Source organism: Burkholderia glumae LMG 2196 = ATCC 33617, from assembly GCF_000960995.1.
GTDB classification, from domain to species: Bacteria; Pseudomonadota; Gammaproteobacteria; order Burkholderiales; family Burkholderiaceae; genus Burkholderia; species Burkholderia glumae.
Genome location: NZ_CP009434.1, coordinates 408,839 through 432,984 on the forward strand (window position 1 = coordinate 408,839; position 24,146 = coordinate 432,984).

Sequence of the window (24,146 nt, forward strand, 5' to 3'; positions counted from 1 at the left end):
ACTTCGATGATCGACCAACGGATGACGCGCGCCGCGCTCGCGGCCGCGCTGGGGATGTTTTTTGCCTGCGCCGCGCCGCTCGCGAGCGCGGCCGACACGCTGCGGCCCGAGGTGGCCAAGCCGCTCGCGGCCGCGCAGGAGCTTTATCGCGCGCACAAGTATCGCGATGCGCTCGGCAAGATCGCGCTTGCGCAGGCCGTGCCGAACAAGACCCCCTACGAGGCGGTGACGGTGGACGAAATGCGCGGCGCCGCGGCGATCGCGGCTGGCGATGCGGGCGCCGCCGAACAGGCCTACGAGGCCGTGCTGGCCTCGGGCCACGCGAGCCCCGCCGACGAGCAGCGCACGGCCGCCGCGCTGGCCGGGCTCTATTTCCAGCAGAAGAACTATCCGCTCGCGATCCGCACCGCGCAGCGCTATCAGAAGGCGGGCGGCGGCGATCCCGAGATGCGCACGCTGCTGCTGCAGTCGTACTACCTGTCGAACGACTGCAAGCCGGTGGTGGCCACGCTCAGGCCCGCGCTCGAGGCCGACACGCGCGCGGGCCGCGTGCCCGAGGAGGCGTCGCTGCAGATGCTGGCCACCTGCGCGCAGCGCACCGGCGACGGCGCGACCTATCGCGCCGCGCTCGAATCGCTGGTGGTCCACCATCCGAATCCGGCCTATCAGACCCAGCTGTTCGACGCGATCCGCACGCGGCCCGGCTATCTGTCCTCGCTCGACCTCGACCTGTACCGGCTGCGGCGTGCCAGCGGCGGCCTGACGAGCGCCGCCGACTACATGGAGATGACGCAGCTCGCGATCGTGGCCGGCTCGACGGCCGAAGCCAAGCAGGTGGTGGACCAGGGTTTCGCCTCGGGCGTGCTCGGCCACGATGCCCAGGCCGAGCGCGAGAAGCGCCTGCAGGCGCTGGCCGCCAAGCGCGCGGTGGCGCCGCCCGATCCGGCCAACCCGGTCGATCCGGTAGACGCGGGGCTCAACCAGGTGTTCGCCGGCAAGGCGGCCGAAGGCCTCGCGCAGATCCGGCAGGCGATCGCCAAGGGCGGCCTCGCGCATCCGGATCTGGCGCAGCTGCGCCTCGGCGAGGCGTACTACGTCGCGGGCGACAAGCCCCGCGCGGTGCAGGCCTGGCGCGCCGTCAACGGGAACGACGGGACAGCCGACCTCGCGCGGCTGTGGACCCTCGTCGCGGCGAAATGAATCACGAACGGGACAGCGAGCGACCATGGCCTCGTTCAGCGATGAATCGACGTCGGCCGCGGCCGCGATCGGCGCGCGAATGCGCGCGCTGCGCCAGCGGCTGAAGCTCACGCTCGACGAGGTCGCGGCGGCCGCGGGCATCTCGAAGCCGTTCCTGTCGCAGGTCGAGCGCGGCCGCGCCACGCCGTCGCTGGCCTCGCTGGCCGGCATCGCCCGCGCGCTCGGCGTCACGATGCAGTACTTCGTCGAGGCGCCGAGCGAGGCGAAGGCGGTCAGGCGCGCGGACACGCTGCAGTTCTTCAGCTTCGCGGATTCGGCCAACTCGTTCGCGCGCATGACCAACCCGGGCAGCAGCCGCCAGCTCGACGCGGTACTGGTGAGGCTGCCGGCCCGCGAACCGGGCTCTCCGATGCCGTCGGACGCGGGCGAGCAGTTCCTGTACGTGGTGCGCGGCGAGATCGCGCTGACGCTGAACGGCCGCACGCTGACGCTGAAGCCCGGCGACACCGCGCACTACGAGGCGGCGCTCGCGCAGGCGTGGCGCAACGCGGCCGACGAGGAGGCGTGGGTGGTCTGGGTCGGCACGCCGAGACTGTTTTGACATGGAAGGGAGATGCGGCCGGCAGGGGCGGGTAGCCGGAGCGTAAGACGAAATTCCGGCGCGGCTAGGACGAGCGATCGGAACGACTCGTTTGCATGACTAACAAAACGAAAGGTCGGACGGAAGCCGTGCGGCCGGTGCGAACGAGGTGGTGGCAGGCAGCAAGGGCAGTACGCAATCGGCAAGACAAGGGTTTGACAACGGGTGCCGGGACGCGATGCCGCGCAGGCGGTAAACGGATTTCACGAGATTCCGGGCGCGCGACGGGTGGGGGTCTATTTGTTCAGCGAGAGGGGCAAGATGAAACAGAGAGTGTTGGCGACGGCCGTGAGGCAGATCGTCTGGGCGGAAATCGCATTGGCGGCCACGCTGGCCGCGCCGGCGTTCGCGCAAAGCCAGCCTGCCGCCGGCCCGGCGACGGTGGCCGATGCGGTGGCGAACGGCCCGGCCGTGACGGTGGCGCAGGCGGCCGCGCCGTCGAGCGTGGGCACGGCGAGCACGGCCGAGGCGCCCGCAGCGGCGCCGGGCACGGCGGCCACGGGACCGGACGGCAAGAAGGTGGCGCAGATCAAGCGCTTCGAGGTGACCGGCTCGCTGATTCGCAGCTCGGACAAGGTCGGCTTCAACCAGGTTCAGACGATCACGCAGAAGGACATCACCAGCAGCGGCGCGGTGACCGTGTCCGACTTCCTGCGCAACACCACCGCCAACTCGGCCAACAGCTGGGGCGAAGGCCAGAGCAGCAGCTTCGCGGCCGGCGCGGCCGGCATCGCGCTGCGCGGCCTGCCGGAGAAGTACACGCTGGTGCTGGTGGACGGCCAGCGCGTGGCGCCGTTCGCGTTCTTCTCGAACGCGGACGATTCGTTCTTCGATCTCAACACGATCCCGCTCAACGCGATCGAGCGCATCGAAATCGTCAAGACCGGCGCCGTGTCGCAATACGGCTCGGACGCGATCGGCGGCGTCGTCAACATCATCACCAAGCACGATTTCCGCGGCCTGCAGCTCGACGGCAGCCTCGGCAGCGCGATCAACGCCGGCAACGGCAACGGCACCACCAAGTTCGGCGTGCTCGGCGGCTTCGGCGACCTGAACGCCGACCGCTTCAACATTACCGCTGCGGCCAGCTTCTACAAGTCCAACGGCTTCACGCTGGCCGATCGCGACTCCACGCGCAACATGGACTACACCGGCAAGCCGGGCGGCCTGTCGCTGCTCGGGCCGTCGTACTGGAACTTGCCGGACGGCTCGACTCAGGCGCTGGGCGGCTGCACGCCGCGTCCGGCTGCCACCAATTCGCTCACGCAGGGCCTGCCGGGCACCATCTGCGGCATCAATACCGCGCAGAGCATGTCGGTCCTGCCGATGACGGAGCGCCTGAACGCGAAGCTGCACGGCGACTTCAAGGTGGACGACAAGACCACCGCGTTCGCCGATTTCATGATCAGCAGCATTTCGTCGACCTCGAACCAGGGCACCCACACGGTGGGCAACCCGCAGGGGCCGGCCCTGGTCTGGAACCCGGCCACGCAGCAGCTCACGCCGTTCAACACGGTAGTGCCCACCAGCAACCCGTACAACACCACGGGCGTGCCGTCGGTGCTCACCTACACGTTTCCGGCCACGGTCGCCGAGAAGACCAACTCGACGTTCTGGCGTGCGTCCACCGGCGTCAAGGGTTCGTTTACGCTGCCCTATGGCGACTGGGACTGGTCGACCTCGCTCAGCCACTCGCAGAGCACGGTCAGCAACTCGTTCTCGAACGCGCTCAACGTCAACCAGCTCACCAATATCTACCAGAACGGCGCGCTGAATTTCGCGAACCCGTCGGCCACGCCGGGCGCGTTCAACGGGCTGTATCAGGACGCCAGCACGTTCGGTATCTCGAAGCTCGATACGGTGGACGCGACGCTGTCCACGCCGAACCTGTTCCACCTGCCCACAGGTGACGTCGGCCTTGGCCTGGGCGCGCAGTTCACCCACCAGAGCGAATTCCTCGCGCCGGGCTCGGGCTACGTGGACGGCGCCGTGACCTCGCCGAACCTTCAGTCGGTGAACGGCCAGCGCAACGTCGCGGCGGTCTACTATCAGATCAACGTGCCGATCCTGAAGAACCTGACGTTCAGCCAGTCGGGCCGCTACGACCACTACTCCGACGTCGGCGGCGCGTTCTCGCCGCGCTTCGCGCTGCGCTACCAGCCGGCCCAGCAGCTCACGCTGTACACCTCGTACAGCCGCGGCTTCCGCGCGCCGACCTTCGTCGAGGACAGCGCCTCGCGCACCATCGGCAGCCAGATCGATCCGGCCACCGGCCTGAACTACACGTCGATCACGGTGGGCAACCCGAACATTGCGCCGGAGCACACGCGCAACCTGAACATCGGCTTCCAGCTCTCGCCGAGCCGCTACACCGATTTCAGCCTCGACTGGTACAAGATCCGCGTGGACAACGTGATCGGCCAGGGCAGCCCGTCGAGCGTGGTGAGCGATCCGAACACCGGCGCGCTGCTGTACAAGGTGATCCCGTACCAGAACCTCGGCTACCTCGACACCAACGGCTTCGAGTCGACGTTCCGCCAGGCGGTGCCGCTCAAGGGCCTCGGCACCATCACGCTGTCGGGTGACTGGGCCTACGTGAAGAGCTTCAAGATCGGCACGCCGGGTGCGGCGCCGGTGGACGGCGCGGGCAACAACTACACGCTGACCCAGCCGTTCGGCGGCAGCTTCCCGCGCTGGCGCGGCAACACCACGCTGGACTGGAACTACCACCGCTGGGATGCCGCGCTGACCTGGCAGTTCACCGGCCCGTACGCGCAGAACCTGTCCGCGGCGCCGGCGCCGAGCAAGGTCGGCTCCTACAGCCAGTTCAACCTGATGGTGACCTACACGGGCTTCAAGAACTGGACGATCTACGGCGGCATCGACAACATCTTCAACCGCACGCCGCCGTATGACCCGATCTTCGCGAACGGCACGATTAGCCAGAATGGCTATGACCAGTCGATCTACACCTACATCGGCCGCTTCGCCCAGATCGGCGCGACCTACAAGTTCTGACGGTCCAGCCTGGGCCGCCGCGTTCGCCCCCGCTGCTGCGCGGGCCGGCGCGGCGGCCCGCCTCCCTCAACCCTTGACGACGGCATGCCGGCCGCCCGGCGGCATGCCCTCCACCGCAGGATGACGATGAATTCTGTCTCGATGCGCCGGCCACGGGCCGCGGGTCACGCCCTGGCCGCCCGCCTCGCGCGCGTGGCCGCCTTCGCGTGCGTCGCGGCGGCGGCCTGCTTCATGCAGCCGGGCGCCGCGCTTGCCGTGCCGGCGATCGCGCAGTACGACGCGCCGAAGTACCCGCCGAACTTCACGCATTTCGACTACGCGGACCCGGACGCGCCCGCCGACGGCACGCTCACGTTCAACAACTACAACCAGCTGCAGAGCTACGACTCGCTGAACCCGTTCCTGGTGCGCGGCGCGCCGGCGCCGGACATCCAGAACCTGATGTTCGACACGCTGATGCAGCGCAGCTGGGACGAGCTGGCCTCCGAATATCCGCTGATCGCCGACGACGTCGAGATCGCGCCGGACCGCAGCTCGGCCACCTTCCACATCAATCCGGCCGCGCGTTTCTCGAACGGCGACCCGATCACGGCCGCCGACGTCAAGTATTCGTTCGACACGCTGGCGAGCCCGCAGGCCTCGCCGATCGTCAACGCGCAGTTCGAGGTGATTCGCCGCGCCACGGTGGTGGACCGCCTCACGGTGCGTTTCGATTTCAAGCGGCCCGAGCGCTCGGCGCCGCTGATCGCGGGCGATCTGCCGGTGTTCTCGCCGAAGTGGGGGCAGCGCGCCGACGGCACGCGCCCGCCGTTCGACCAGATCGTGGAGGTGCCGCCGATCGCGAGCGGCGCCTACCTGATCGCCGAGCGCGCCAACGACAAGCAGATCGTCTACGAGCGCAATCCGCAGTACTGGGCCGCCAACCTGCCGACGCGGCGCGGCATGTTCCGCTTCCAGCGCATCACGTTCAAGCTCTATGTCGACCTCTACACCATGCTCGAGGCGTTCAAGGCCGGCGACATCGACATGCGCATGGAATACAGCTCGTCGCAATGGGCGCGCCGCTACGTGGGCAAGAATTTCGACAACGGGCTGCTGAAACAGGGGCTGTTTCCCGACGGCCCGCCGCAGATGCAGGGCTTCCTGATCAACCTGCGCCGGCCGATGTTCCAGGACGTGCGGGTGCGCCACGCGCTGGCGCTGGCGTTCGACTACGACTGGATGAACCGGATGATGTTCTACGGCCAGTACCGGCGGACCAACAGCTTCTGGGAGGCGAGCCCGTTCGGCGCCACCGGCATGCCCAGCGAGAAGGAGCTGGCGCTGCTCGAGCCGTTCCGCAAGTCGCTGCCGCCCGAGGTGTTCGGGCCGATGGTGAAGCAGCCCAGCACGCTGCCGCCGAACTCGCTGCGCGGCAACCTCAAGCAGGCGCGGGCGCTGCTGGAGGCGGCCGGCTGGCACTATCGCGACGGCGCGCTGCGCGACGCCAACGGCACCCCGATGACGATCGAGATCATCGACGACGAGCCCGGCATGGACCGCCTGATCCTGCCGTACACGCAGGCGCTCGCGCTGCTCGGCATCCACGCCTGGCTGCACGAGATCGACAGCGCGCTGTATCAGAAGCGGCTCGACAACTTCCAGTACGACATGACCACCTACATCTACGCGCCGGTCACGATCCCCGGCGCGGAGCTGACGCGCCGCTTCGGCAGCGCGGCCGCCGACGAGCCCGGCTCGGAAAACTATCCGGGCCTGAAGTCGAAGGCGGTGGACGCGTTGATCCGCGACGTGCTCGCGGCCGACACGCTCGACCAGCTGGAGACGGCCACCCGCGCGCTCGACCGCGTGCTGATCAACCTCTACATCCTGGTGCCGCAGTACTACCTGCCCAACGCGCGGATCGCCTACAAGAGCACCTACGGCCATCCGAAGGTGATTCCCGCGTCGTTCAACTACGAGGACTGGATGATCGACTACTGGTACCGCAAGCGCCCCGCCGCGGGCGCCGCGCACGCGGCCGGCGCCTCGGGTGCCGCCGGCAAGGAGTGACACGATGCTCGCCTACATACTCAGACGTCTGCTGCTGATGATCCCGACCATCATCGGCGTGGTGACGATCACCTTCGTGGTCACGCAGTTCGTGCCGGGCGGCCCGGTCGAGCAGGTGCTCACCCAGCTGCGCCACGGCGGCGCGCGCGGCGGCGAGAGCGGCAGTGGCGGCGGCGGCTATCACGGCAGCCAGGGCGTGGACCCGCAGCAGATCGAGCAGATCAAGAAGCAGTTCGGCTTCGACAAGCCGCCGCTCACGCGCTATCTGATGATGCTCGGCAACTACGCGCGCTTCGATCTCGGCCAGTCCTACTTCGCGCACCGCAGCGTGTGGGAGGTGATCCGCTCCAAGCTGCCGGTGTCGATCACGCTGGGGCTCTGGACGGTGCTGCTCACCTACCTGATCGCGGTGCCGCTCGGCATCGCCAAGGCGGTGCGCAACGGCTCGCGCTTCGACACCGTGACGAGCGTGATGGTGCTGACCGGCTACGCGATTCCCGGCTTCGTGCTCGGCGTGCTGCTGCTGATGCTGTTCGGCGGCGGCACGTTCTGGCAGCTGTTCCCGATGCGCGGCATCACCTCCGACAACTTCGCCGAGCTGTCGCTGGTCGGCAAGGTGCTCGACTACCTCTGGCACATCGTGCTGCCGGTCACGGCGGCCGTGGTCGGCAACTTCGCGATCGTCACGATCCTGACCAAGAACACCTTCCTGGAGGAGATCGGCCGGCAATACGTGCTGACCGCGCGCGCCAAGGGCGCGCCGGAGCGCGACGTGCTCTGGAAGCACGTGCTGCGCAACGCGGCGATCCCGCTCGTCACCGGCCTGCCCGCCGCGTTCGTGGGCGCGTTCCTGAACGGCAACCTGCTGATCGAGACGCTGTTCTCGCTCGACGGCATGGGCCAGCTCTCCTACGACTCGGTGATCCGCCGCGATTACCCGGTCGTGCTCGGCTCGCTGTTCCTGTTCACGCTGATCGGCCTCATCACCAAACTCATCGCTGACGTCTGCTATGTCCTCGTCGACCCCCGCATCCAATTCTCCCGCCTGGACCACTGATCCGGTGGCGGGCCTGCAGGCCTCGCCGTCGCCGTGGCGGCGCACCTGGCGGCGGTTTCGCGGCCAGCCGCTCGGCTACTGGAGCTTCGTGATCTTCACCACGCTGTTCGTGGTGAGCCTGTTCGCCGAGGTGCTCTCGAACGACCGGCCGCTGGTGGTGCGCTACGACGGGCATTACTACTTCCCGATCGTGAAGGACTATCCCGAGACGCTGTTCGGCGGCGACTTCCCGGCCAAGACCAACTATCTCGACCCGTACATCCGCAAGCGCCTCGAGAAGCACGGCAACTTCGCGATCTATCCGCCGAGCCACTACCACTACGACACGATCGACTACTTCGCCACCAGCCCGTATCCGGCGCCGCCCTCGGCCAGCAACTGGCTCGGCACCGACCAGTACGGGCGCGACGTGCTCGCGCGGCTGATCTACGGATTCCGGCTGTCGGTGCTGATGGCGTTCGCGCTGACGGTCTCGGGGGTGGTGATCGGGGTCGCCACGGGGGCGCTGCAGGGATTCTACGGCGGGCGCACCGACCTGATCGGCCAGCGCCTGATCGAGATCTGGAGCGCGATGCCCGACCTCTACCTGCTGATCATTTTCGCCTCGATCTTCAACCCCTCGCTGTGGCTGCTGTTCCTGCTGCTGTCGATGTTCGGCTGGCTGGTGCTGTCCGACTACGTGCGCGCCGAATTCCTGCGCAACCGCGCGCTCGATTACGTGAAGGCCGCGCGCACCATGGGCCTGACCAACGGCCAGATCATCTGGCGCCACGTACTGCCCAACAGCCTCACGCCCGTCATCACCTTCCTGCCGTTCCGCATGAGCGCGGCGATCCTGTCGCTGACCAGCCTCGACTTCCTCGGGCTGGGCGTGCCGCCGCCCACGCCGAGCCTGGGCGAACTGCTGCAGGAGGGCAAGAGCAATCTCGACGCCTGGTGGATCTCGATCTCGGCATTCGCCGCGCTGGTGGTCACGCTGCTGCTGCTGACCTTCATGGGCGACGCGCTGCGCAACGCGCTCGACACGCGCACGCGCGGTTCGGCCTTCGGCGGAGGCAAGTGATGGCGGCACCGTTGTTGCAGATCGAGAACTTCTCGGCGAAGTTCGGCGGGCGGGCCGCCGTGCGGGACCTCTCGCTCGCGGTGGCGCGCGGCGAGCGCGTCGCGCTGGTGGGCGAATCGGGCTCGGGCAAGAGCGTCACGGCGCTGTCGATCCTGCGCCTGGTGCGCGAGGCCGAGCTGTCCGGGCGCATCCTGCTGGATGGCGACGACCTGCTCGCCAAGAGCGAGCAGCAGATGCGCGGCATTCGCGGCGCCGACATCGCGATGGTGTTCCAGGAGCCGATGACGGCGCTCAACCCGCTCTACACGGTCGGCAAGCAGATCGCCGAGAGCCTGCGCCTGCACGAAGGGCTGCGGCCCGGCGCGGCGCGCGCGCGCGGCATCGAGCTGCTGCGCCGCACCGGGATTCCCGAGCCGGAGCGGCGCATCGACAGCTTTCCGCACCAGCTCTCGGGCGGCCAGCGCCAGCGCGCGATGATCGCCATGGCGCTGGCCTGCCGGCCGCGCCTGTTGCTCGCCGACGAGCCCACCACCGCGCTCGACGTGACGGTGCGCCAGCAGATCGTCGATCTCCTGATCGAGCTGCAGGAGCAGGAGGCCGCCGCGCGCGGCATGGCGGTGCTGCTGATCACGCACGACCTGAACCTGGTGCGCCGCTTCGCGCAGCGCGTGGCGGTGATGGAGAAGGGCGTGCTGGTGGAGACCAACACCACCGCCGAGCTGTTCGCGCGGCCGCAGCATCCGTACACGCAGCGCCTGCTCGACAGCGAGCCGGTGCGCGTGGTCGAGCCGGTGGCGCCCGACGCGCGGCCGATCCTCGAGGTGCGCGGGGTGGCCGTGGATTACCGCATGGCCGGCAAGGGCCTCGCCTCGCTGTTCGGCAAGACCGCGTTCCGCGCCGTCCACGAGGTGAGCCTCACGCTGCGGCGCGGCGAGACGGTCGGGATCGTCGGCGAATCGGGCTCCGGCAAGTCCACGCTCGCCGCGGCGGTGCTCGGCCTGCAGCGGCCGGCCGCCGGCGCCATCGAGATCGACGGGCTGCCGCTCGCCGGCGTGAGCGGCGCGCGCGGCAAGCGCGAGCTGTACGGGCGCATGCAGGTGGTGTTCCAGGACCCGTTCGGCTCGCTGTCGCCGCGCATGAGCGTCGAGCAGATCGTCGGCGAGGGGCTCGCGCTGCACCGGCCGGGGATGACGGGGCCGGCGCGACGTGCGAGAATCGCCGCGCTGCTCGACGAAGTCGGCCTGCCGCCCGAGGCGATGCTGCGCTATCCGCACGAATTCTCGGGCGGCCAGCGGCAGCGCATCGCGATCGCGCGCGCGCTCGCCGTCGAGCCCGAGCTGCTGGTGCTCGACGAGCCCACCAGCGCGCTCGACGTGTCGATCCAGAAGCAGGTGCTGAACCTGCTCGCCAAGCTGCAGCAGAAATACCGGCTCAGCTATCTGTTCATCACCCACGATCTCGCGGTGATGCGCGCGATGGCTCACCGGGTGATCGTGATGAAGGGCGGCCGGGTAGTGGAGTCGGGCGACGCGCTCGACGTGCTGAACGCGCCGTCGCACGCCTATACGAGGGCGCTGCTCGCGTCGTCGCTGCTCGCGGCGCCGCGCGCGGCCGAGGAGAGCGAGTGAGTGAGCAACGCTGGGCCGAGGCGGCCCGCAGCCTGCGCGGCGAGGCCGATTTCTGGTCGCTGCGCGTCGTCGACGAGCGAACCGACGAGCACGCGGTGCGCAACGACGTGGCCGAGCCGTTCAAGCGCAGCCGCGACCGCGGCGCGATGCTGACCGCCTGGTGCGGCGCGGGCGCCGGCTATGCGGCCACGCCCGACCTGTCGCCGGCCGGCCTGCAGGCCGCGCTCGACGTGGCCATCGCGCGCGCGCGCGCCGGCGCGGCCTGGTCGCTGATCGACCATCGCGGCGCCGCGCGCCCCGCGCAGGACGGCTGCTTCGCCTCGCCCGGCGTCGACGCCGCGCGGCCCACGCGCGCCGAATGGCTCGACCGGCTCGCGCACGAATGCGCCGCCGCCGCGCTCGACGCGCGCATCGTCGAGCGTACCGCCAGCCTGCTGCTGATCGACACCGATCAGTTCTACCTGACGAGCTACGGCGTGCGCATCGTGCAGCGCTTCGCGTTCGCCGCGCCCGAGCTGCAGGTGGTGGCGCACCACGACGGCGACACCGAGATGCGCTCGCTCGGCGGCGGCGGCCTGCTCGCGCAGGGCGGCGCCGAGCTGCTGGCGCGCGCCGGCTTCGACGGCGCCGGCGCGCGCGTGGCGGCCGAGGCGCTGCAGCTGCTGGCCGCGCCGAACTGCCCGCGCGGCCCGCGCGACCTGCTGCTGATGCCCGACCAGATGATGCTGCAGATCCACGAATCGATCGGCCATCCGCTCGAACTCGATCGCATCCTCGGCGACGAGCGCAACTTCGCCGGCTCGAGCTTCGTGAAGCCCGAGATGTTCGGCAGCTACCGCTACGGCTCGCCGCTGCTCAACGTCACGTTCGCGCCCGACGTGGCCGGCGAGGCCGCCTCGTATGCCTACGACGACGACGGCACGCGCGCCGAGCGCGCCTACCTGATCCGTGACGGCATACTCGAGCGGCCGCTCGGCGGGGCGCTGTCGCAGCGGCGCGCCGGCCTGCCCGGCGTGGCCAACACGCGCGCGTCGAGCTGGAACCGCCCGCCGATCGACCGCATGGCGAATCTCAACCTCGAACCCGGCGATGCGTCGCTCGACGCGCTGATCGCCGGCACCGAGCACGGCATCCTGATGCGCACCAACACTTCCTGGTCGATCGACGACCAGCGCAACAAGTTCCAGTTCGGCTGCGAATATGGCCAGCTGATCGAGAACGGCCGGCTCACGCAGGTGGTGCGCAAGCCCAATTATCGCGGCGTCTCGGCCGGCTTCTGGCGCAGCCTGCGCGCGGTGGGCGACGCGAGCACCTTCGGCGTGCACGGCACGCCCTACTGCGGCAAGGGCGAGCCGGCGCAGATCATTCGCGTCGGGCATGCCTCGCCCGCCTGCGTGTTCGCCGACGTCGACGTGTTCGGAGGCGCCTGATGGACGAATCGCTGATGGGCGCGGTGCGCGCCGCCCGGCGTGCCGGCTCGATCGACTGGCACGGCCACTTCATGCGGCTCGCCGACGAGGCCGACGCGCGGCGCCTGGCCGACGAGACGATCCTGCTCTGGTTCGCCGGCGAGCAGTCCGACTTCGTGCGTTTCAACGCGGCGCGCGTGCGGCAGACCGGCCGCGTGGTGCAGGGCCGCCTGACGGTGCGGCTCGCCTCCGGTGCCCGGCAGGCCGTGCAGACGCAGACGCTGAGCGGCGACTGGGCGGCCGACCGAGCCGAGCTGGGCGAGGCGCTGGCCGCGCTGCGCGAGGCCGTGCGCGACGCCGCCGACGATCCGCATCTGTTGTTCGACACCAGCAGCTGGCGCCACACCACCTGCCGCCAGGGGCGCCTGCCCGATGCCGAGGCGCTGGCCGCGCGCGTGGCCGAATGCGCGCGCGGGCTCGACTTCGTCGGCTTCCATGCCGGCGGCACGGTCGCGCGCGGCTTCGCGTCGTCCACCGGCAGCCGCGGCTGGCACGAGGTCGAGAACTTCAACTTCAGCTGGTCGCTGTACGACTCGAGCGGGCGCGCCATCAAGTCCGTCTACGCAGGCGACGACTGGTGCGACGAGACGTTCGCCGCGAAGCTCGAGGAGGCCGCCGCGCGGCTGCCGGTGCTCGGCCGCACGCCGAAGGCGCTCGCGCCGGGCCGCTACCGCACCTGGTTCGAGCCGGCCGCGGTGCGCGAGATGGTGGACCTGGCCGGCTGGTCGGGCTTCTCGGCGCGCGCCCAGCGCAGCGCGCGCGGCGCGCTGCAGCGGCTCTACGACGGCGAGGTGGCGCTCGATCCGCGGGTATCGATCCGCGAGGACCTGTCGCTCGGCGTGGCGCCCGCGTTCAGCGCCGACGGCTACCGGCGCGAGAGCGTGCCGCTCGTGGTCGACGGGCGCGGCGCCGCGCAGCTGGTCAGCGCGCGCACCGCGCGCGAGCACGGCCTCACGCCGAACGGCGCCGCCCCGGGCGAGGTGCCCGATTCGCTCGCGATCGCGGGCGGCGACCTCGCCGATGCCGCGGTGCTCGACGCGCTCGGCACGGGCCTGTATGTCGGCAATCTCTGGTATCTGAACTTCTCCGACCGCGTCCATTGCCGGATGACCGGCATGACGCGCTTCGCGACGTTCTGGGTCGAGGACGGCCGGATCGTGGCGCCCGTCGAGGCGATGCGCTTCGACGACAGCTTCTACGCGCTGTTCGGCAGCGAGCTGGAACGGCTCGGCGCCACTGCGCACCTGCTGCTCGGCGAGGGCACCTATGGCGAGCGCGAGACCGCCGGCGCGAGCGTGCCGGGCCTGCTCGCCCGCCAGTTCGCGCTGACCCTGTGAGCGAGCGCACGGCCGCCCCCGCATCGGCGCCGCGCGCGCCGGTGGCGATCCGCGCGCTGCGCGGCGACGACGCCGAGGCGCTGCATGCGCTGCTGTCGCGGCCGGCCGTGGCCGCGTGGCGCTGCGAGGCGCCGCATCGCTCGCTCGCCTGGCGGCGCGACTGGCTCGACACGCTGCTCGCGCAGCGTCACGGCTTCGGCGCCTGGGTGGACGGCGCGCTGGCCGGCTTCGGCGAACTCGCGCCGCTGCGGCTGCGCCGCCATCATGCGGCGCAGCTCGAGCTGGCCGTCCACGACGGCCAGCGGCGGCGCGGCGTCGGCACCGCGCTGCTGCGCGAAATGCTGCGCTTCGCCGACGGCTGGCTCGGGCTGCGCCGGCTCGAACTCGACCTGCATGCCGACGACGCGGCCGCGCTGGCGCTCTACGCCGGCTTCGGCTTCGAGACCGAGGGGTTCCGGCGCGGCGGCCTGCTGCGCGGCGGCGAGCTGGTCGATCTGCGCATGCTGGCGCGGCTGCGCGAACCGATGCCGGTGGCCGCGCCGGCGGCGGACCCGCCGCCCGTCGCGCCGCTAGCGAACCAGGCGAATGCTTCGCGCGGCGGCGCGGCCGGTTCCGCCGATCCGTCCGATCCGCCGCGGGAGGGCCGCGCATGAGCGAGGCTCCGCTCGCCGCGCCGGCAGGCCCGGGCGGCGGCGCCGGCGCCGCTGCGGCCCTGATCGTGCGCCCCTACGAGAGCGCCGACGCGGCGGCCATTGCGGCGATCCATCAGCAGCCGCAGGCGTTGCGCAACACGCTGGCGATGCCGTTTCGCGCGCCCGAGTCGATCGCCGCCTGGCATGCGCCGCTCGAACGCGGCACCGCCGGCGGCTTCGCGCTCTGCGCGGTGGCGGGCGGCGAGGTGGTGGGCCACCTCGCGCTGTTCGTGCAGCCGGCGCCGCGCGCGCACGCCGCCGGCTTCGGCATCGCCGTCCACGACGCGCACGCCGGGCGCGGGATCGGCGCGCGGCTGATGCGCGAGATGCTGGCGGCCGCCGACGGCGCGCTGGGCCTGCGCCGCATCGAGCTGACCGTATTCGACGACAACCAGCGCGCGATCGCCCTGTATGCGCGCTTCGGCTTCGTGGTCGAGGCGCGCCAGCGCGCGTTCGCGGTTCGCGACGGCGAGCTGGCCGATGCGCTGTCGATGGCGCGGGTGAGCGGCGCGCCGCCGCTGGCACCCGCGTCGCGCTGAGGACGATCGATGCCGTCGTTTTTCATCGATCGCCCGGTGTTCGCCTGGATCGTCGCGCTGGCGATCGTGGTGGCCGGCCTGCTCGCGATCCCTCAGCTGCCGGTCGCGCAGTATCCGCGCCTCGCGCCGCCGCGCGTGGTGGTCTCGGCGATCTACCCCGGCGCCGCGCCCGAGACCGTCGACGAGGACGTGGCCAGCATCATCGAGGAGAGCCTCGACGGCCTCGACCGCCTGCAATACTACGAAACCACCAGCGACAGTCACGGCAACCTCGAGATCGACGTGACGTTCGAGCCCGGCACCGATGCCGACATCGCCGTGGTGGACGTGCAGAACCGCCTCAAGCAGGTGGAGGCGCGCCTGCCGCAGCAGGTGGTGCAGCAGGGCATCGACGTCTACAAGTCGGCCAACACGTTTCTGATGCTCGTCACGCTCGCGTCCACCGAAGGCGGCCAGGACTCCACCACGCTGGGCGATTTCCTGACCCGCAACCTGCTGCGCGAGATCAAGCGCGTGCCGGGGGTGGGCGCCGCCACGCTGTGGGACGCCGACGTCGCGCTGCGGATCTGGCTCGATCCGATGAAGCTGCGCGAATTCGGGCTCGGCGTCGACGACGTGATCGCGGCGGTGGGCGCGCAGAACGCCACCGTCACGGCCGGCGCGATCGGCGACACGCCCTTCGAGCCCGGCCAGCAATTGACCGCCTCGGTGATCGTGAAGGGACAGCTCAGCACGCCGGCCGAGTTCGGCCGGATCGTGCTGAAGGCGCAGCCCGACGGCTCGGCGGTGCGCCTGGCCGACGTCGCGCGCATCGAGATCGGCCGCGACGACTACTCGTACTGGTCGCGCCTGAACGGCAAGCCGGCCGCCGCGATCGGCATCCAGCTCGGCCCGCGCGGCAACGCGCTCGATACCTCGAACGCGATCCGCGCGCGGATCGCCGCCTTGCAGAAGCGCCTGCCGCCCGGCGCGCAGATCCGCGTGCCGTTCGACAGCGCCCATTTCGTCGAACTCGCGATCCACGAGGTGGTGCTGACGCTCGTCGAGGCGGTGGTGCTGGTGTTCCTGGTGATGTGGGTGTTCCTGCGCGGGCTGCGCTATACGCTGGTGCCGGCCGTGGTGATCCCGGTCACGCTGATGGGCGCGTTCGTGGCGATGTGGGCGTTCGGGCTGTCGATCAACGTGTTCACGATGTTCGGGCTGGTGCTCGCGATCGGCATCCTGGTGGACGACGCGATCGTGGTGGTGGAGAGCGTCCACCGCATCATGGAGGACGAGGGGCTGCCGCCGCGCGAGGCCACGCGGCGCGCGATGCGGCGCATCGGCGGCGCGATCGTGGGCGTGACCGCGGTGCTGACCGCCGTGTTCGTGCCGATGGCGTTCTTCCCCGGCGGGGTGGGCGGCATCTACCGGCAGTTCTCGATCGCGATGATCGCGTCGATGGCGGTGTCCTCGTTCGTCGCGCTGTCGCTGACGCCGGCGCTGTGCGCGAGCCTGCTCAAGCCGGCCGCCCCGGCCGCCGCTGCCGCGCGGCGGCGCGTGCCCGCGCTCGCCACGCGCGCGGCCGACGCGTTCTCGCGCGGCTTCGACCGGCTGGGCGCGCGCTACCGGCGGCTGGTCGCGTTCACCCTCGACCGGCCGCGGCCGGTGCTGCTCGTCTACGCGGGGCTGGTGGCGCTCTGCGCGCTGATGGCCTGGGCGATCCCCGGCGGCTTCCTGCCTTCGGAGGACACCGGGCAGCTGCAGGTGATGCTGCAGTTGCCGGCCGGCGCCACCCAGGCGCGCACGCTGGCCGTGGTCGAGCGCGTGGAGTCGGTGCTCGCGCGCGAGCCGGCGGTGGCCAACGTGACGAGCGTGATCGGCTGGAGCTTCGCGAGCAGCGGCCAGAACGTGGCGATGGCGTTCGTCGAGCTGAAGGACTGGGCGCGCCGCGGCACCGGCGCGCTGGCGCTGCGCGACCGGCTCAACGGCGAGTTCGCGAAGATCGCCGATGCCGAGCTGGACGTGTCGCTGCCGCCGCCGGTGCCGGGCCTCGGCCACGGCGACGGCTTCACGCTGCGGCTCGAGGATCGCGGCGGGGTGGGGCTCGCCGCGCTGAAGGCGGCGCGCGCGCAGCTCGTGGCGGCGGCGCAGGCCGACCCGCGGCTCGCGGCGATCCGCACCGAGGACCAGCCCGACGGCCCGCGCGTGGAGCTCGAGATCGACCGCGCCAAGGCCTACGCGCTCGGGGTGCCGTTCGAGCGGCTGGCGAGCCTGCTCGGCGGCACCTTCGGCTCGAACTACGTCAACGATTATCCGGCCAACGGCCGGATGCGGCGCGTGATCGTCGAGGCCGATGCCAGCGCGCGCATGTCCGACGACGCGCTGATGGCGCTGATGGTGCCGAACCGCAGCGGCCAGATGGTGCCGCTCTCGGCGATCGCCGCGCGGCACTGGAGCGTGGGGCCGGTGGCGCTGTCGCGCTTCAACGGTTATCCGTCGCTCGACGTGACCGGCCGCAGCGCGCCGGGCGTCAGTTCGGGCGCGGCGATGGCGCAGATGGAGCGGCTCGCCGCGGCGCTGCCGGCCGGCATCGATTTCGACTGGGTGGACGCGGCGCGCGAGCAGCGCGTGGCCGCGCGCCAGACGCCGCTTTTGATCGGCCTGTCGGTGCTGGCGGTGTTCATGGTGCTGGCCGCGCTCTACGAGAGCTGGATCGTGCCGCTCGCGGTGCTGACGATCCTGCCGCTCGGCGCGGCCGGCGCGCTGGCCGCCGCGCTCGCGCGCGACCTGCCGAACGACGTTTATTTCAAGGTCGGGCTGATCACCGTGATCGGCCTGGCGGCGAAGAACGCGATACTGATCGTGCAGTTCGCGCGCGACGCGCACCGGCGCGGCGCGCCGCTGCGCGAAGCCGTGCTCGACGCGGCCGGGCTGCGGTTCCGGCCGATCGTGATGACCTCGATGGCGTTCCTGCTCGGCGTGGTGCCGCTCGTGCTCGCGACCGGCGCCGGCGCCGAGAGCCGGCGCTCGATCGGCACCGGCGCGTTCGGCGGCGTGCTGGCCGCCACGCTGTTCGGGCTGGTGTTCGCGCCGCTCGCCTACCGGCTGGTGGCCGGGCTGGGCCGCGCGTCGCCGCGGCGCTGACCGGTCGCGCCGGCCGGCCGGCGCCCGGCGGCCGGCACGCGGTGTCGCGTCGCCCGCCGGGCGCCGCCGCCGGCTTTGATACGATGCACGCTTTCGGCTCCTCGAGTGTTTCGCGTGAATCGTCGTTTCGTGTCCCGTCTGCTTGCCCGTGCCGCCGCGTGGCGGGCCGCCGTCCAGCCCGTCGTGGCCGCCGCCGTCGCCCGCGCGCGGCCGCGCGCGGCGCATGTGCTTGCCGCGCTGTGGGCCCGGCTGCGGCACCCGACGCGCCGCGGCGTGCTGATCGCGCTGGCCGTGCCGCCGGCGCTGCTGGTGCTCTACGTGCTGGTGCTGATCCCGTTCACGCCGAGCATCGGCGACATCCGCAAGGCGCGCGTGGACGCGCCGGCCCAGGTGATGTCGGCCGACGGCAGGCTGCTCGCCGAGTTCAAGCCGTCCAACCGCGAATGGGTCGCGCTGGCCGACATCTCGCCGCACATGGTGGACGCGCTGATCGCCACCGAGGACCACCGCTTCTACCAGCACCACGGCCTCGACTGGCGCCGCACCGCCGGCGCCGCGCTGCACACCTTCTCGGGCGACCGGCAGGGCGGCTCCACCATCACCCAGCAGCTCGCTCGCAACCTCTATCCCGACCAGATCGGCCGCGCGCCCACGCTCACGCGCAAGCTCAAGGAAGCGATCACGGCGCTGAAGATCGAGGCCGTCTACAACAAGCAGCAGATCCTCGAGACCTACCTGAACACGGTCCCGTTCCTCTACAACGCCTACGGCGTGGAGATGGCCGCGCGCACCTACTTCGACAAGTCGGCCGACCAGCTCGACGTGCTCGACAGCGCCACGCTGGTGGGCATGCTCAAGGGCAACAGCTACTACAACCCGGTGATCAACCCCGAGCGCGCGCTGCAGCGGCGCAACACCGTGCTCGGGCAGATGGTGAAGTACGGCAAGCTCTCGCCCGCGCAGTTCGCGGTGCTGCAAAGGAAGCCGCTGCGCATCGACTTCGAGCGCCAGAAGGAGCCGCCCGGCCCGGCGCCGCATTTCGCGCAGCAGCTGAAGAAATGGCTGATCGGCTGGGCCGACCGCAACGACTACAACATCTATTCCGACGGCCTCGTCGTGCGCACCACGATCGATTCGCGGCTGCAGGCGATGGCCACCCAGGCGCTCAAGCTGCAGGCCAACCAGCTGCAGGCCATCGCCAACGGCGCCTGGAACGCCGGCAGCGGCTGCGCGCCCGGCAACGCGCTGTTCAAGACCTTCATGCGCGAGTCGCGCGAATACAAGGCCGCGCGCGACGGCGGCGCCGACGACGGCACGGCGCTCAAGACGCTCGGCCGCGATCGCGCCTTCCTGCGCGGGCTCTGCAAGGCCAAGGCGGACCTGCAGGCCGGCTTCGTCGCGATCGACCCGCGCGACGGCGCGATCCGCGCCTGGGTGGGCAGCCGCGACTTCGCCACCGAGCCGTTCGACCACGTGCAGCAGGCGCGCCGCCAGCCGGGCTCGACCTTCAAGCCGTTCGTCTACGGCGCCGCGTTCGCCGACGGCGCGAAGCCCACCGACACCTTCATCGACCAGCCGGTCGAGATTCCGCTCAAGGGCGGCGAGATCTGGCGCCCGGACGACGCCGAGCCGCCCACCGGCAAGCCGATGACGCTGGCCGACGCGCTCGCCTACTCGCGCAACCGCATCACCGCGCAGCTGATGCAGCAGGTCGGGCCGGCCAAGGTCGCGCGACTCGCGCGCGAGATGGGCGTGCGCGACAGCACGCTGGAGGCGGTGCCCTCGCTCGCGCTCGGCACCAGCCCGGTCACGCTCAAGGAGATGGTGTCGGGCTACGCGACCATCGCCAACCTCGGCAGCTACGTCGAACCGCGCATGGTCACGCGCATCGAGGATCGCGCCGGCCGTGTGCTGGCCGAATTCGCGCCGGCGCCGCCCGAGCGCGCGCTCGCGCCCGGCGCGGCGCGCACGCTGGTGGCGACCCTGCGCGGCGTGATCAATCGCGGCACCGGCACGGCGATCCGCTCGCGCTTCGGGATTCGCGCCGACGTGGCCGGCAAGACCGGCACCACGCAGGGCGACACCGACGGCTGGTTCATCCTGATCCAGCCGCAACTGGTGGCGGGCGCCTGGGTGGGCTTCGACGACGGGCGCGTGACGCTCGGCGACACCTGGGGGCAGGGCGCGCGCAGCGCGCTGCCGATGGTCGGTGACTTCTACCAGCGCGCGTTCCGGGCCAGGTTGATCGATGCGCGCGCGAAGTTCGACACCGACACGCCGCCGGGCTTCTTCGACACGCTGCGCGGCAAGCTCGACGACTGGATCGCCTATCTGTTCCCGGCCCGGTCCGCGCCACCGGCCGCGCCGGCCGCGCCGCGCGGACCGGCGCTGGCGCCCGCGCCCGCGCCGGCACCGGACGCGGCGCAGCAGGCGGCCAGCGCCGCGAGCGCGGCCAGTGCGGCGAGCGCGGCGAGCGCGGCGGCGCAGGCCGAGGCGGCGTCCGATCCGCTCGGCGCGTTCCTGAGCGGCGCATCCGGCGCGGCGGGAACGGCCGGCGCGCGGCGGGCGCTCCCGGCATCGGGCGTCGATACCTTCAGCGCGTCGGCACCGCCGCTGCTGCCGACGGCGCCGGTGAACGACGGCCAGGGCGGCAACCAGGGCGGCACGGGCAACGGCCTGCCGGCCGAGGCGCCGGCCGAGTCGCCGACGCCGACGCCCGACTCGCCCTCCGCGGGCGCCGGCGGCACCGTCCAATAGGACCCGCCGGCGCGCGAGCCGGCCTATCAGGGCGCGACGCCGTCGATTGAAAAATATGCCGGGCGGTGGCAAGGCGGCGCGCCGGGCGGGTGACCGGCGCGCGGGCGCGGCTGGGCCGGACGCGCTCGCGCGGCTGCGGGTACGCGCTATGCGGCGCAGCGGGATCGGTCGGCGGTAACGCGCCGATGCGACGGGGCGGTGCGTGCTGTGCGGGCGTGCCGCCGGTCCGAACCCAATCGAGGAGAACGACGATGAACGATGCAGCGAAGCGCTGGCCGGAACCGGACGACCAGGACCCGGCCAAATCGCGCGGCGGCACCATCCCTGCCGAGCCGCGTCCGGTCGACGACCGGCATTTGCCCGACCTGCCCGATCCTTCCGAAGTCGGCGAGGACGGTTAGCGAGCCGCCGCCCGCCGCGCCATGCAGCTGCGCGCGCGTCAGGGCCGCCCCTGTCAAGCCTTCTGCCGCGCGCCATATGCGGCCACCTTCGTGCGGTTGCCGCGGTCGCCACGCTGCACCAGCGCCGCCGATGCGGCTTCGTGCGGTCGTGGAACAGCAGCGTGCAGTCCTCGCATTCGCACTTGCGCACCAGCGTGACATCGACGTCGGCTAGCAGCCGCGCGAGCGACTCGGCCAACGGCAGCAACGCGGCGCCCGGGTGCACGGCGGTCTGCCGCGTCGCTGAACCCCAGCATGCCGGCCGCGTCGCAAGCCGACGTGGCGTGCGTTATGCGCGCGTTCTGCGTGCGTCATGCGCTGCCGAAGAACGGCCGGGGCCGCCGGCCCGCGCGGCCGCGCTTACTTGCGTGTTTTCGGCTTCGGCGCGTGCTTCGGCCAGTACGGGAATTCGTCCTCGTGGACTTCGAAATCGAGTTCCGCCACGCGCCGCTGCAGGTGTTCCTGCGCGTCGGCCACCGCCTGGTTGTAGATCGACGGGCCGATTTCCTCGAGGAAGAACGCGAGCAGCGCGCCGGCCGTGACGTTGCCGATCGGCTCGTCCATGTGCTGTTCGAAGTAGCGCTGCAGCGAGCCGACGGCCTCGTCGCGGGTCGGTTTCGTCAGTTCGATGCTCATGCCGCTTGCCTCGCGCAAAGGGTTGAGCGCGGATCTTAGCGCATCGCACGGCCCGCGAACGCCGCGCCCGGCGGCCGCCGTCCGGCAGGCATGCCCGTGCGGCGTGCCTGCCGGCGCCTCGATTCACCGTTGCGTACAAAGTGGTAGGATTGCCCCCGGACCTGTTCGATAGCGAACGCGATCGCACGGCAGCCGTCGCGGCCGCGTTGTCTGTTTCCGGTTCCGTTCGTGTCCGGCCCGGTGCCGGACGGCCCGCACCCCCCGTATCGCCCCAATGGAGAATCGCCATGTCCAAGTGGATCAAGCCCGCCTATACCGACCTGCGCCTCGGTTTCGAAATCACGATGTACATTTCGAATCGTTGATTCGCGCCTCCAGCAAGGCCGTATGACCAGCCTCGGTTCGCCGGGGCTGTTTTTCTTGTGAGCGGGCCGCGCGGCCTTCGCGGCGCTCGCTCGCGGCCCCCGGCGGCCCTTCACGACCTCAAGCATGCACATCCAGATCCTGGGCTCCGCGGCGGGCGGCGGCTTTCCGCAGTGGAACTGCAACTGCGCGAACTGCGCGGGCTTTCGCGCCGGCGCCATCGAGGCGCGCGCGCGCACCCAGTCGTCGCTGGCGATTTCCGACGACGGCGTCTCGTGGGTGCTCTGCAACGCCTCGCCCGACATCCGCGCGCAGCTCCAGCAGTTCGCGCCGCTGCAGCCGGGCCGCGCGCTGCGCGACACCGGCATCGCCGCGATCGTGCTGATGGACAGCCAGATCGACCACACCACGGGGCTGCTCAGCCTGCGCGAGGGCTGCCCGCTCGACGTCTGGTGTACCGACATGGTCCACGAGGATCTCAGCACCGGCTTCCCGCTCTTCACGATGCTCGGCCACTGGAACGGCGGCCTGCGCTGGAACCCGATCACGCCCGGGCGCGACTTCACGATCGCCGCGTGCCCGGCGCTGCGCTTCACGCCGTTCGTGCTGCAAAGCGCGGCGCCTCCCTACTCGCCGCACCGGCACGATCCGCATCCGGGCGACAACATCGGCCTGGTGGTGGAGGACCGGCGCAGCGGCGGCAAGCTGTTCTACGCGCCGGGGCTCGGCGCCGTGGACGACGCGCTCGCCGCGCGCATGGCGGTGGCCGACTGCCTGCTGGTGGACGGCACCCTCTGGCACGACGACGAGATGCGCCGGCGCGGCGTGGGCACGCGCACCGGCCGCGAGATGGGCCACCTCGCGCAAAGCGGCCCCGGCGGCATGCTGGAGGTGCTCGAACGCTTCCCGGCGCAGCGCAAGATCCTCACCCACATCAACAACACGAACCCGATCCTCGACGAACGCTCGCCGGAACGCGCCGAGCTCGCGCGCCGGCAGGTGGAGGTCGCGTTCGACGGCATGCGGATCGAACTCTGATCCGCGGGCGGCCGCTCCGCGCGCCGCCGCCACCGACTCACTGGAAACCGCACCGACATGAGCCAGACCGCCCAACCCGCCCTCGATGCCGAGCAGTTCGAGCAGGCGCTGCGCGCCAAGGGCGCCTTCTATCACATCCATCATCCGTACCACGTCGCGATGTACGAAGGGCGCGCGACGCGCGAGCAGATCCAGGGCTGGGTCGCGAACCGCTTCTACTATCAGGTCAACATCCCGCTGAAGGACGCGGCGATCCTCGCCAACTGCCCCGATCGCGAGGTGCGCCGCGAATGGATCCAGCGCCTGATCGATCACGACGGCGCACCCGGCCAGGACGGCGGCATCGAGGCCTGGCTGCGGCTCGGCGAGGCCGTGGGGCTCGATCCCGAGCAGCTGCGCTCGCAGGAACTGGTGCTGCCGGGCGTGCGTTTTGCTGTCGACGCCTACGTGAACTTCGCGCGCCGCGCGAGCTGGCAGGAGGCGGCCAGCAGTTCGCTGACCGAGCTGTTCGCGCCGCAGATCCACCAGTCGCGGCTCGACACCTGGCCGCGGCATTACCCGTGGATCGATCCGCGCGGCTACGAGTACTTCCGCTCGCGGCTCGGCCAGGCGCGCCGCGACGTCGAACACGGCCTGCGCATCACGCTCGCGCACTACACCACCTTCGAGGCCCAGCAGCGTATGCTGGAGATCCTGCAGTTCAAGCTCGACATTCTCTGGAGCATGCTCGACGCGATGTCGATGGCCTACGAACTGCATCGTCCTCCGTATCACACCGTGACCACCGGGCGGGTCTGGCACAAGGGAATCGCGTGATGAGCTTCGATCGACAACAGACGCCGAAGTGGCGCCGCGGCTACCGCTTCCAGTTCGAACCGGCGCAGGACGCGCACGTGCTGCTCTATCCCGAGGGCATGATCAAGCTCAACGAGAGCGCCGCGCTGATCGGCGCACTGATCGACGGCGAGCGCAGCGTCGCGGCGATCATCGCCGAACTCGACCTGCAGTTCCCCGGCGTGCCCGAGCTTGGCGACGACGTCGAGCAGTTCATGCTGGTCGCCCGCGGGAAGCACTGGATCGAGCTTGGCTGA

The 24,146-nt window shown here is 71.0% G+C and carries 19 protein-coding genes; 18 read left to right on the forward strand and 1 reads right to left on the reverse strand.

Translation table 11 applies throughout. The features are described 5' to 3' along the window. Positions 1 to 6: 6 nt before the first annotated feature. The 14 genes from KS03_RS03135 to KS03_RS31970 all read left to right on the forward strand — a co-directional run bounded on the left by KS03_RS03135 (position 7) and on the right by KS03_RS31970 (position 20,979). Positions 7 to 1,200, forward strand: coding sequence for a tetratricopeptide repeat protein (locus KS03_RS03135; protein WP_015878222.1), 1,194 nt, complete (start codon positions 7 to 9; stop codon positions 1,198 to 1,200). A gap of 25 nt (positions 1,201 to 1,225) precedes the next feature. Beyond that, on the forward strand, positions 1,226 to 1,801 hold the full coding sequence (locus KS03_RS03140; protein WP_015878221.1) for a helix-turn-helix domain-containing protein: 576 nt from the start codon (positions 1,226 to 1,228) through the stop codon (positions 1,799 to 1,801). 300 nt (positions 1,802 to 2,101) lie between these two features. Continuing rightward, positions 2,102 to 4,858 (forward strand): TonB-dependent receptor, encoded by a 2,757-nt coding sequence (locus KS03_RS03145; protein ID WP_015878220.1) that lies wholly within the window; start codon positions 2,102 to 2,104, stop codon positions 4,856 to 4,858. Between the two features lie 141 nt (positions 4,859 to 4,999). Beyond that, the gene (locus tag KS03_RS03150) at positions 5,000 to 6,910 is read left to right on the forward strand and encodes an extracellular solute-binding protein (RefSeq protein WP_373419925.1); all 1,911 of its coding nucleotides are present in this window, start codon (positions 5,000 to 5,002) and stop codon (positions 6,908 to 6,910) included. Between the two features lie 4 nt (positions 6,911 to 6,914). Next, complete coding sequence (locus tag KS03_RS03155; RefSeq protein ID WP_015878218.1) at positions 6,915 to 7,967, forward strand: microcin C ABC transporter permease YejB; 1,053 nt, start codon at positions 6,915 to 6,917, stop codon at positions 7,965 to 7,967. Further along, on the forward strand, positions 7,921 to 9,030 hold the full coding sequence (locus KS03_RS03160) for an ABC transporter permease (RefSeq protein ID WP_015878217.1): 1,110 nt from the start codon (positions 7,921 to 7,923) through the stop codon (positions 9,028 to 9,030). The genes KS03_RS03155 and KS03_RS03160 overlap by 47 nt, the downstream gene beginning before the upstream one ends. Further along, complete coding sequence (locus KS03_RS03165; protein WP_015878216.1) at positions 9,030 to 10,658, forward strand: ABC transporter ATP-binding protein; 1,629 nt, start codon at positions 9,030 to 9,032, stop codon at positions 10,656 to 10,658. The genes KS03_RS03160 and KS03_RS03165 overlap by 1 nt, the downstream gene beginning before the upstream one ends. Then, entirely contained in the window at positions 10,655 to 12,088 is a 1,434-nt protein-coding gene (locus tag KS03_RS03170) for a TldD/PmbA family protein (RefSeq protein WP_015878215.1), read from the forward strand. The genes KS03_RS03165 and KS03_RS03170 overlap by 4 nt, the downstream gene beginning before the upstream one ends. Further along, positions 12,088 to 13,464, forward strand: coding sequence for a metallopeptidase TldD-related protein (locus tag KS03_RS03175; RefSeq protein WP_015878214.1), 1,377 nt, complete (start codon positions 12,088 to 12,090; stop codon positions 13,462 to 13,464). Before KS03_RS03170 ends, KS03_RS03175 begins: the two co-directional genes overlap by 1 nt. Beyond that, positions 13,461 to 14,117 carry a GNAT family N-acetyltransferase gene (locus KS03_RS03180; protein ID WP_015878213.1) on the forward strand — a complete coding sequence of 219 codons (657 nt, stop codon included), beginning with the start codon at positions 13,461 to 13,463 and terminating at the stop codon, positions 14,115 to 14,117. The genes KS03_RS03175 and KS03_RS03180 overlap by 4 nt, the downstream gene beginning before the upstream one ends. Continuing rightward, positions 14,114 to 14,695: a GNAT family N-acetyltransferase gene (locus KS03_RS03185; protein WP_015878212.1), complete on the forward strand. Its 582-nt coding sequence runs from the start codon at positions 14,114 to 14,116 to the stop codon at positions 14,693 to 14,695. The genes KS03_RS03180 and KS03_RS03185 overlap by 4 nt, the downstream gene beginning before the upstream one ends. A 9-nt stretch (positions 14,696 to 14,704) precedes the next feature. Continuing rightward, complete coding sequence (locus KS03_RS03190; protein WP_045678723.1) at positions 14,705 to 17,821, forward strand: multidrug efflux RND transporter permease subunit; 3,117 nt, start codon at positions 14,705 to 14,707, stop codon at positions 17,819 to 17,821. 114 nt (positions 17,822 to 17,935) lie between these two features. Beyond that, a complete protein-coding gene (locus KS03_RS03195) occupies positions 17,936 to 20,578 on the forward strand; it encodes a penicillin-binding protein 1A (RefSeq protein WP_015878210.1) in 2,643 nt (880 codons plus the stop codon). A 251-nt stretch (positions 20,579 to 20,829) separates the two neighbouring features. After that, positions 20,830 to 20,979 carry a hypothetical protein gene (locus KS03_RS31970; RefSeq protein ID WP_017433441.1) on the forward strand — a complete coding sequence of 50 codons (150 nt, stop codon included), beginning with the start codon at positions 20,830 to 20,832 and terminating at the stop codon, positions 20,977 to 20,979. Between the two features lie 399 nt (positions 20,980 to 21,378). Here KS03_RS31970 and KS03_RS03200 read toward each other — a convergent pair whose 3' ends face one another. Further along, positions 21,379 to 21,654, reverse strand: a complete 276-nt coding sequence (locus KS03_RS03200) for a DUF2164 domain-containing protein (RefSeq protein ID WP_015878209.1) — start codon at positions 21,652 to 21,654, stop codon at positions 21,379 to 21,381. A 287-nt stretch (positions 21,655 to 21,941) separates the two neighbouring features. Between KS03_RS03200 and pqqA the strand changes: the two genes are divergently transcribed. From pqqA to pqqD, 4 genes are all read left to right on the forward strand, one after another. Further along, positions 21,942 to 22,019, forward strand: coding sequence for a pyrroloquinoline quinone precursor peptide PqqA (gene pqqA / locus KS03_RS29415; RefSeq protein WP_013691668.1), 78 nt, complete (start codon positions 21,942 to 21,944; stop codon positions 22,017 to 22,019). A 124-nt stretch (positions 22,020 to 22,143) separates the two neighbouring features. Further along, positions 22,144 to 23,055: a pyrroloquinoline quinone biosynthesis protein PqqB gene (gene pqqB, locus KS03_RS03205; RefSeq protein ID WP_015878208.1), complete on the forward strand. Its 912-nt coding sequence runs from the start codon at positions 22,144 to 22,146 to the stop codon at positions 23,053 to 23,055. 57 nt (positions 23,056 to 23,112) lie between these two features. Then, a complete protein-coding gene (gene pqqC, locus KS03_RS03210; protein WP_015878207.1) occupies positions 23,113 to 23,871 on the forward strand; it encodes a pyrroloquinoline-quinone synthase PqqC in 759 nt (252 codons plus the stop codon). Beyond that, positions 23,871 to 24,146 (forward strand): pyrroloquinoline quinone biosynthesis peptide chaperone PqqD, encoded by a 276-nt coding sequence (pqqD, locus tag KS03_RS03215; RefSeq protein WP_015878206.1) that lies wholly within the window; start codon positions 23,871 to 23,873, stop codon positions 24,144 to 24,146. Before pqqC ends, pqqD begins: the two co-directional genes overlap by 1 nt.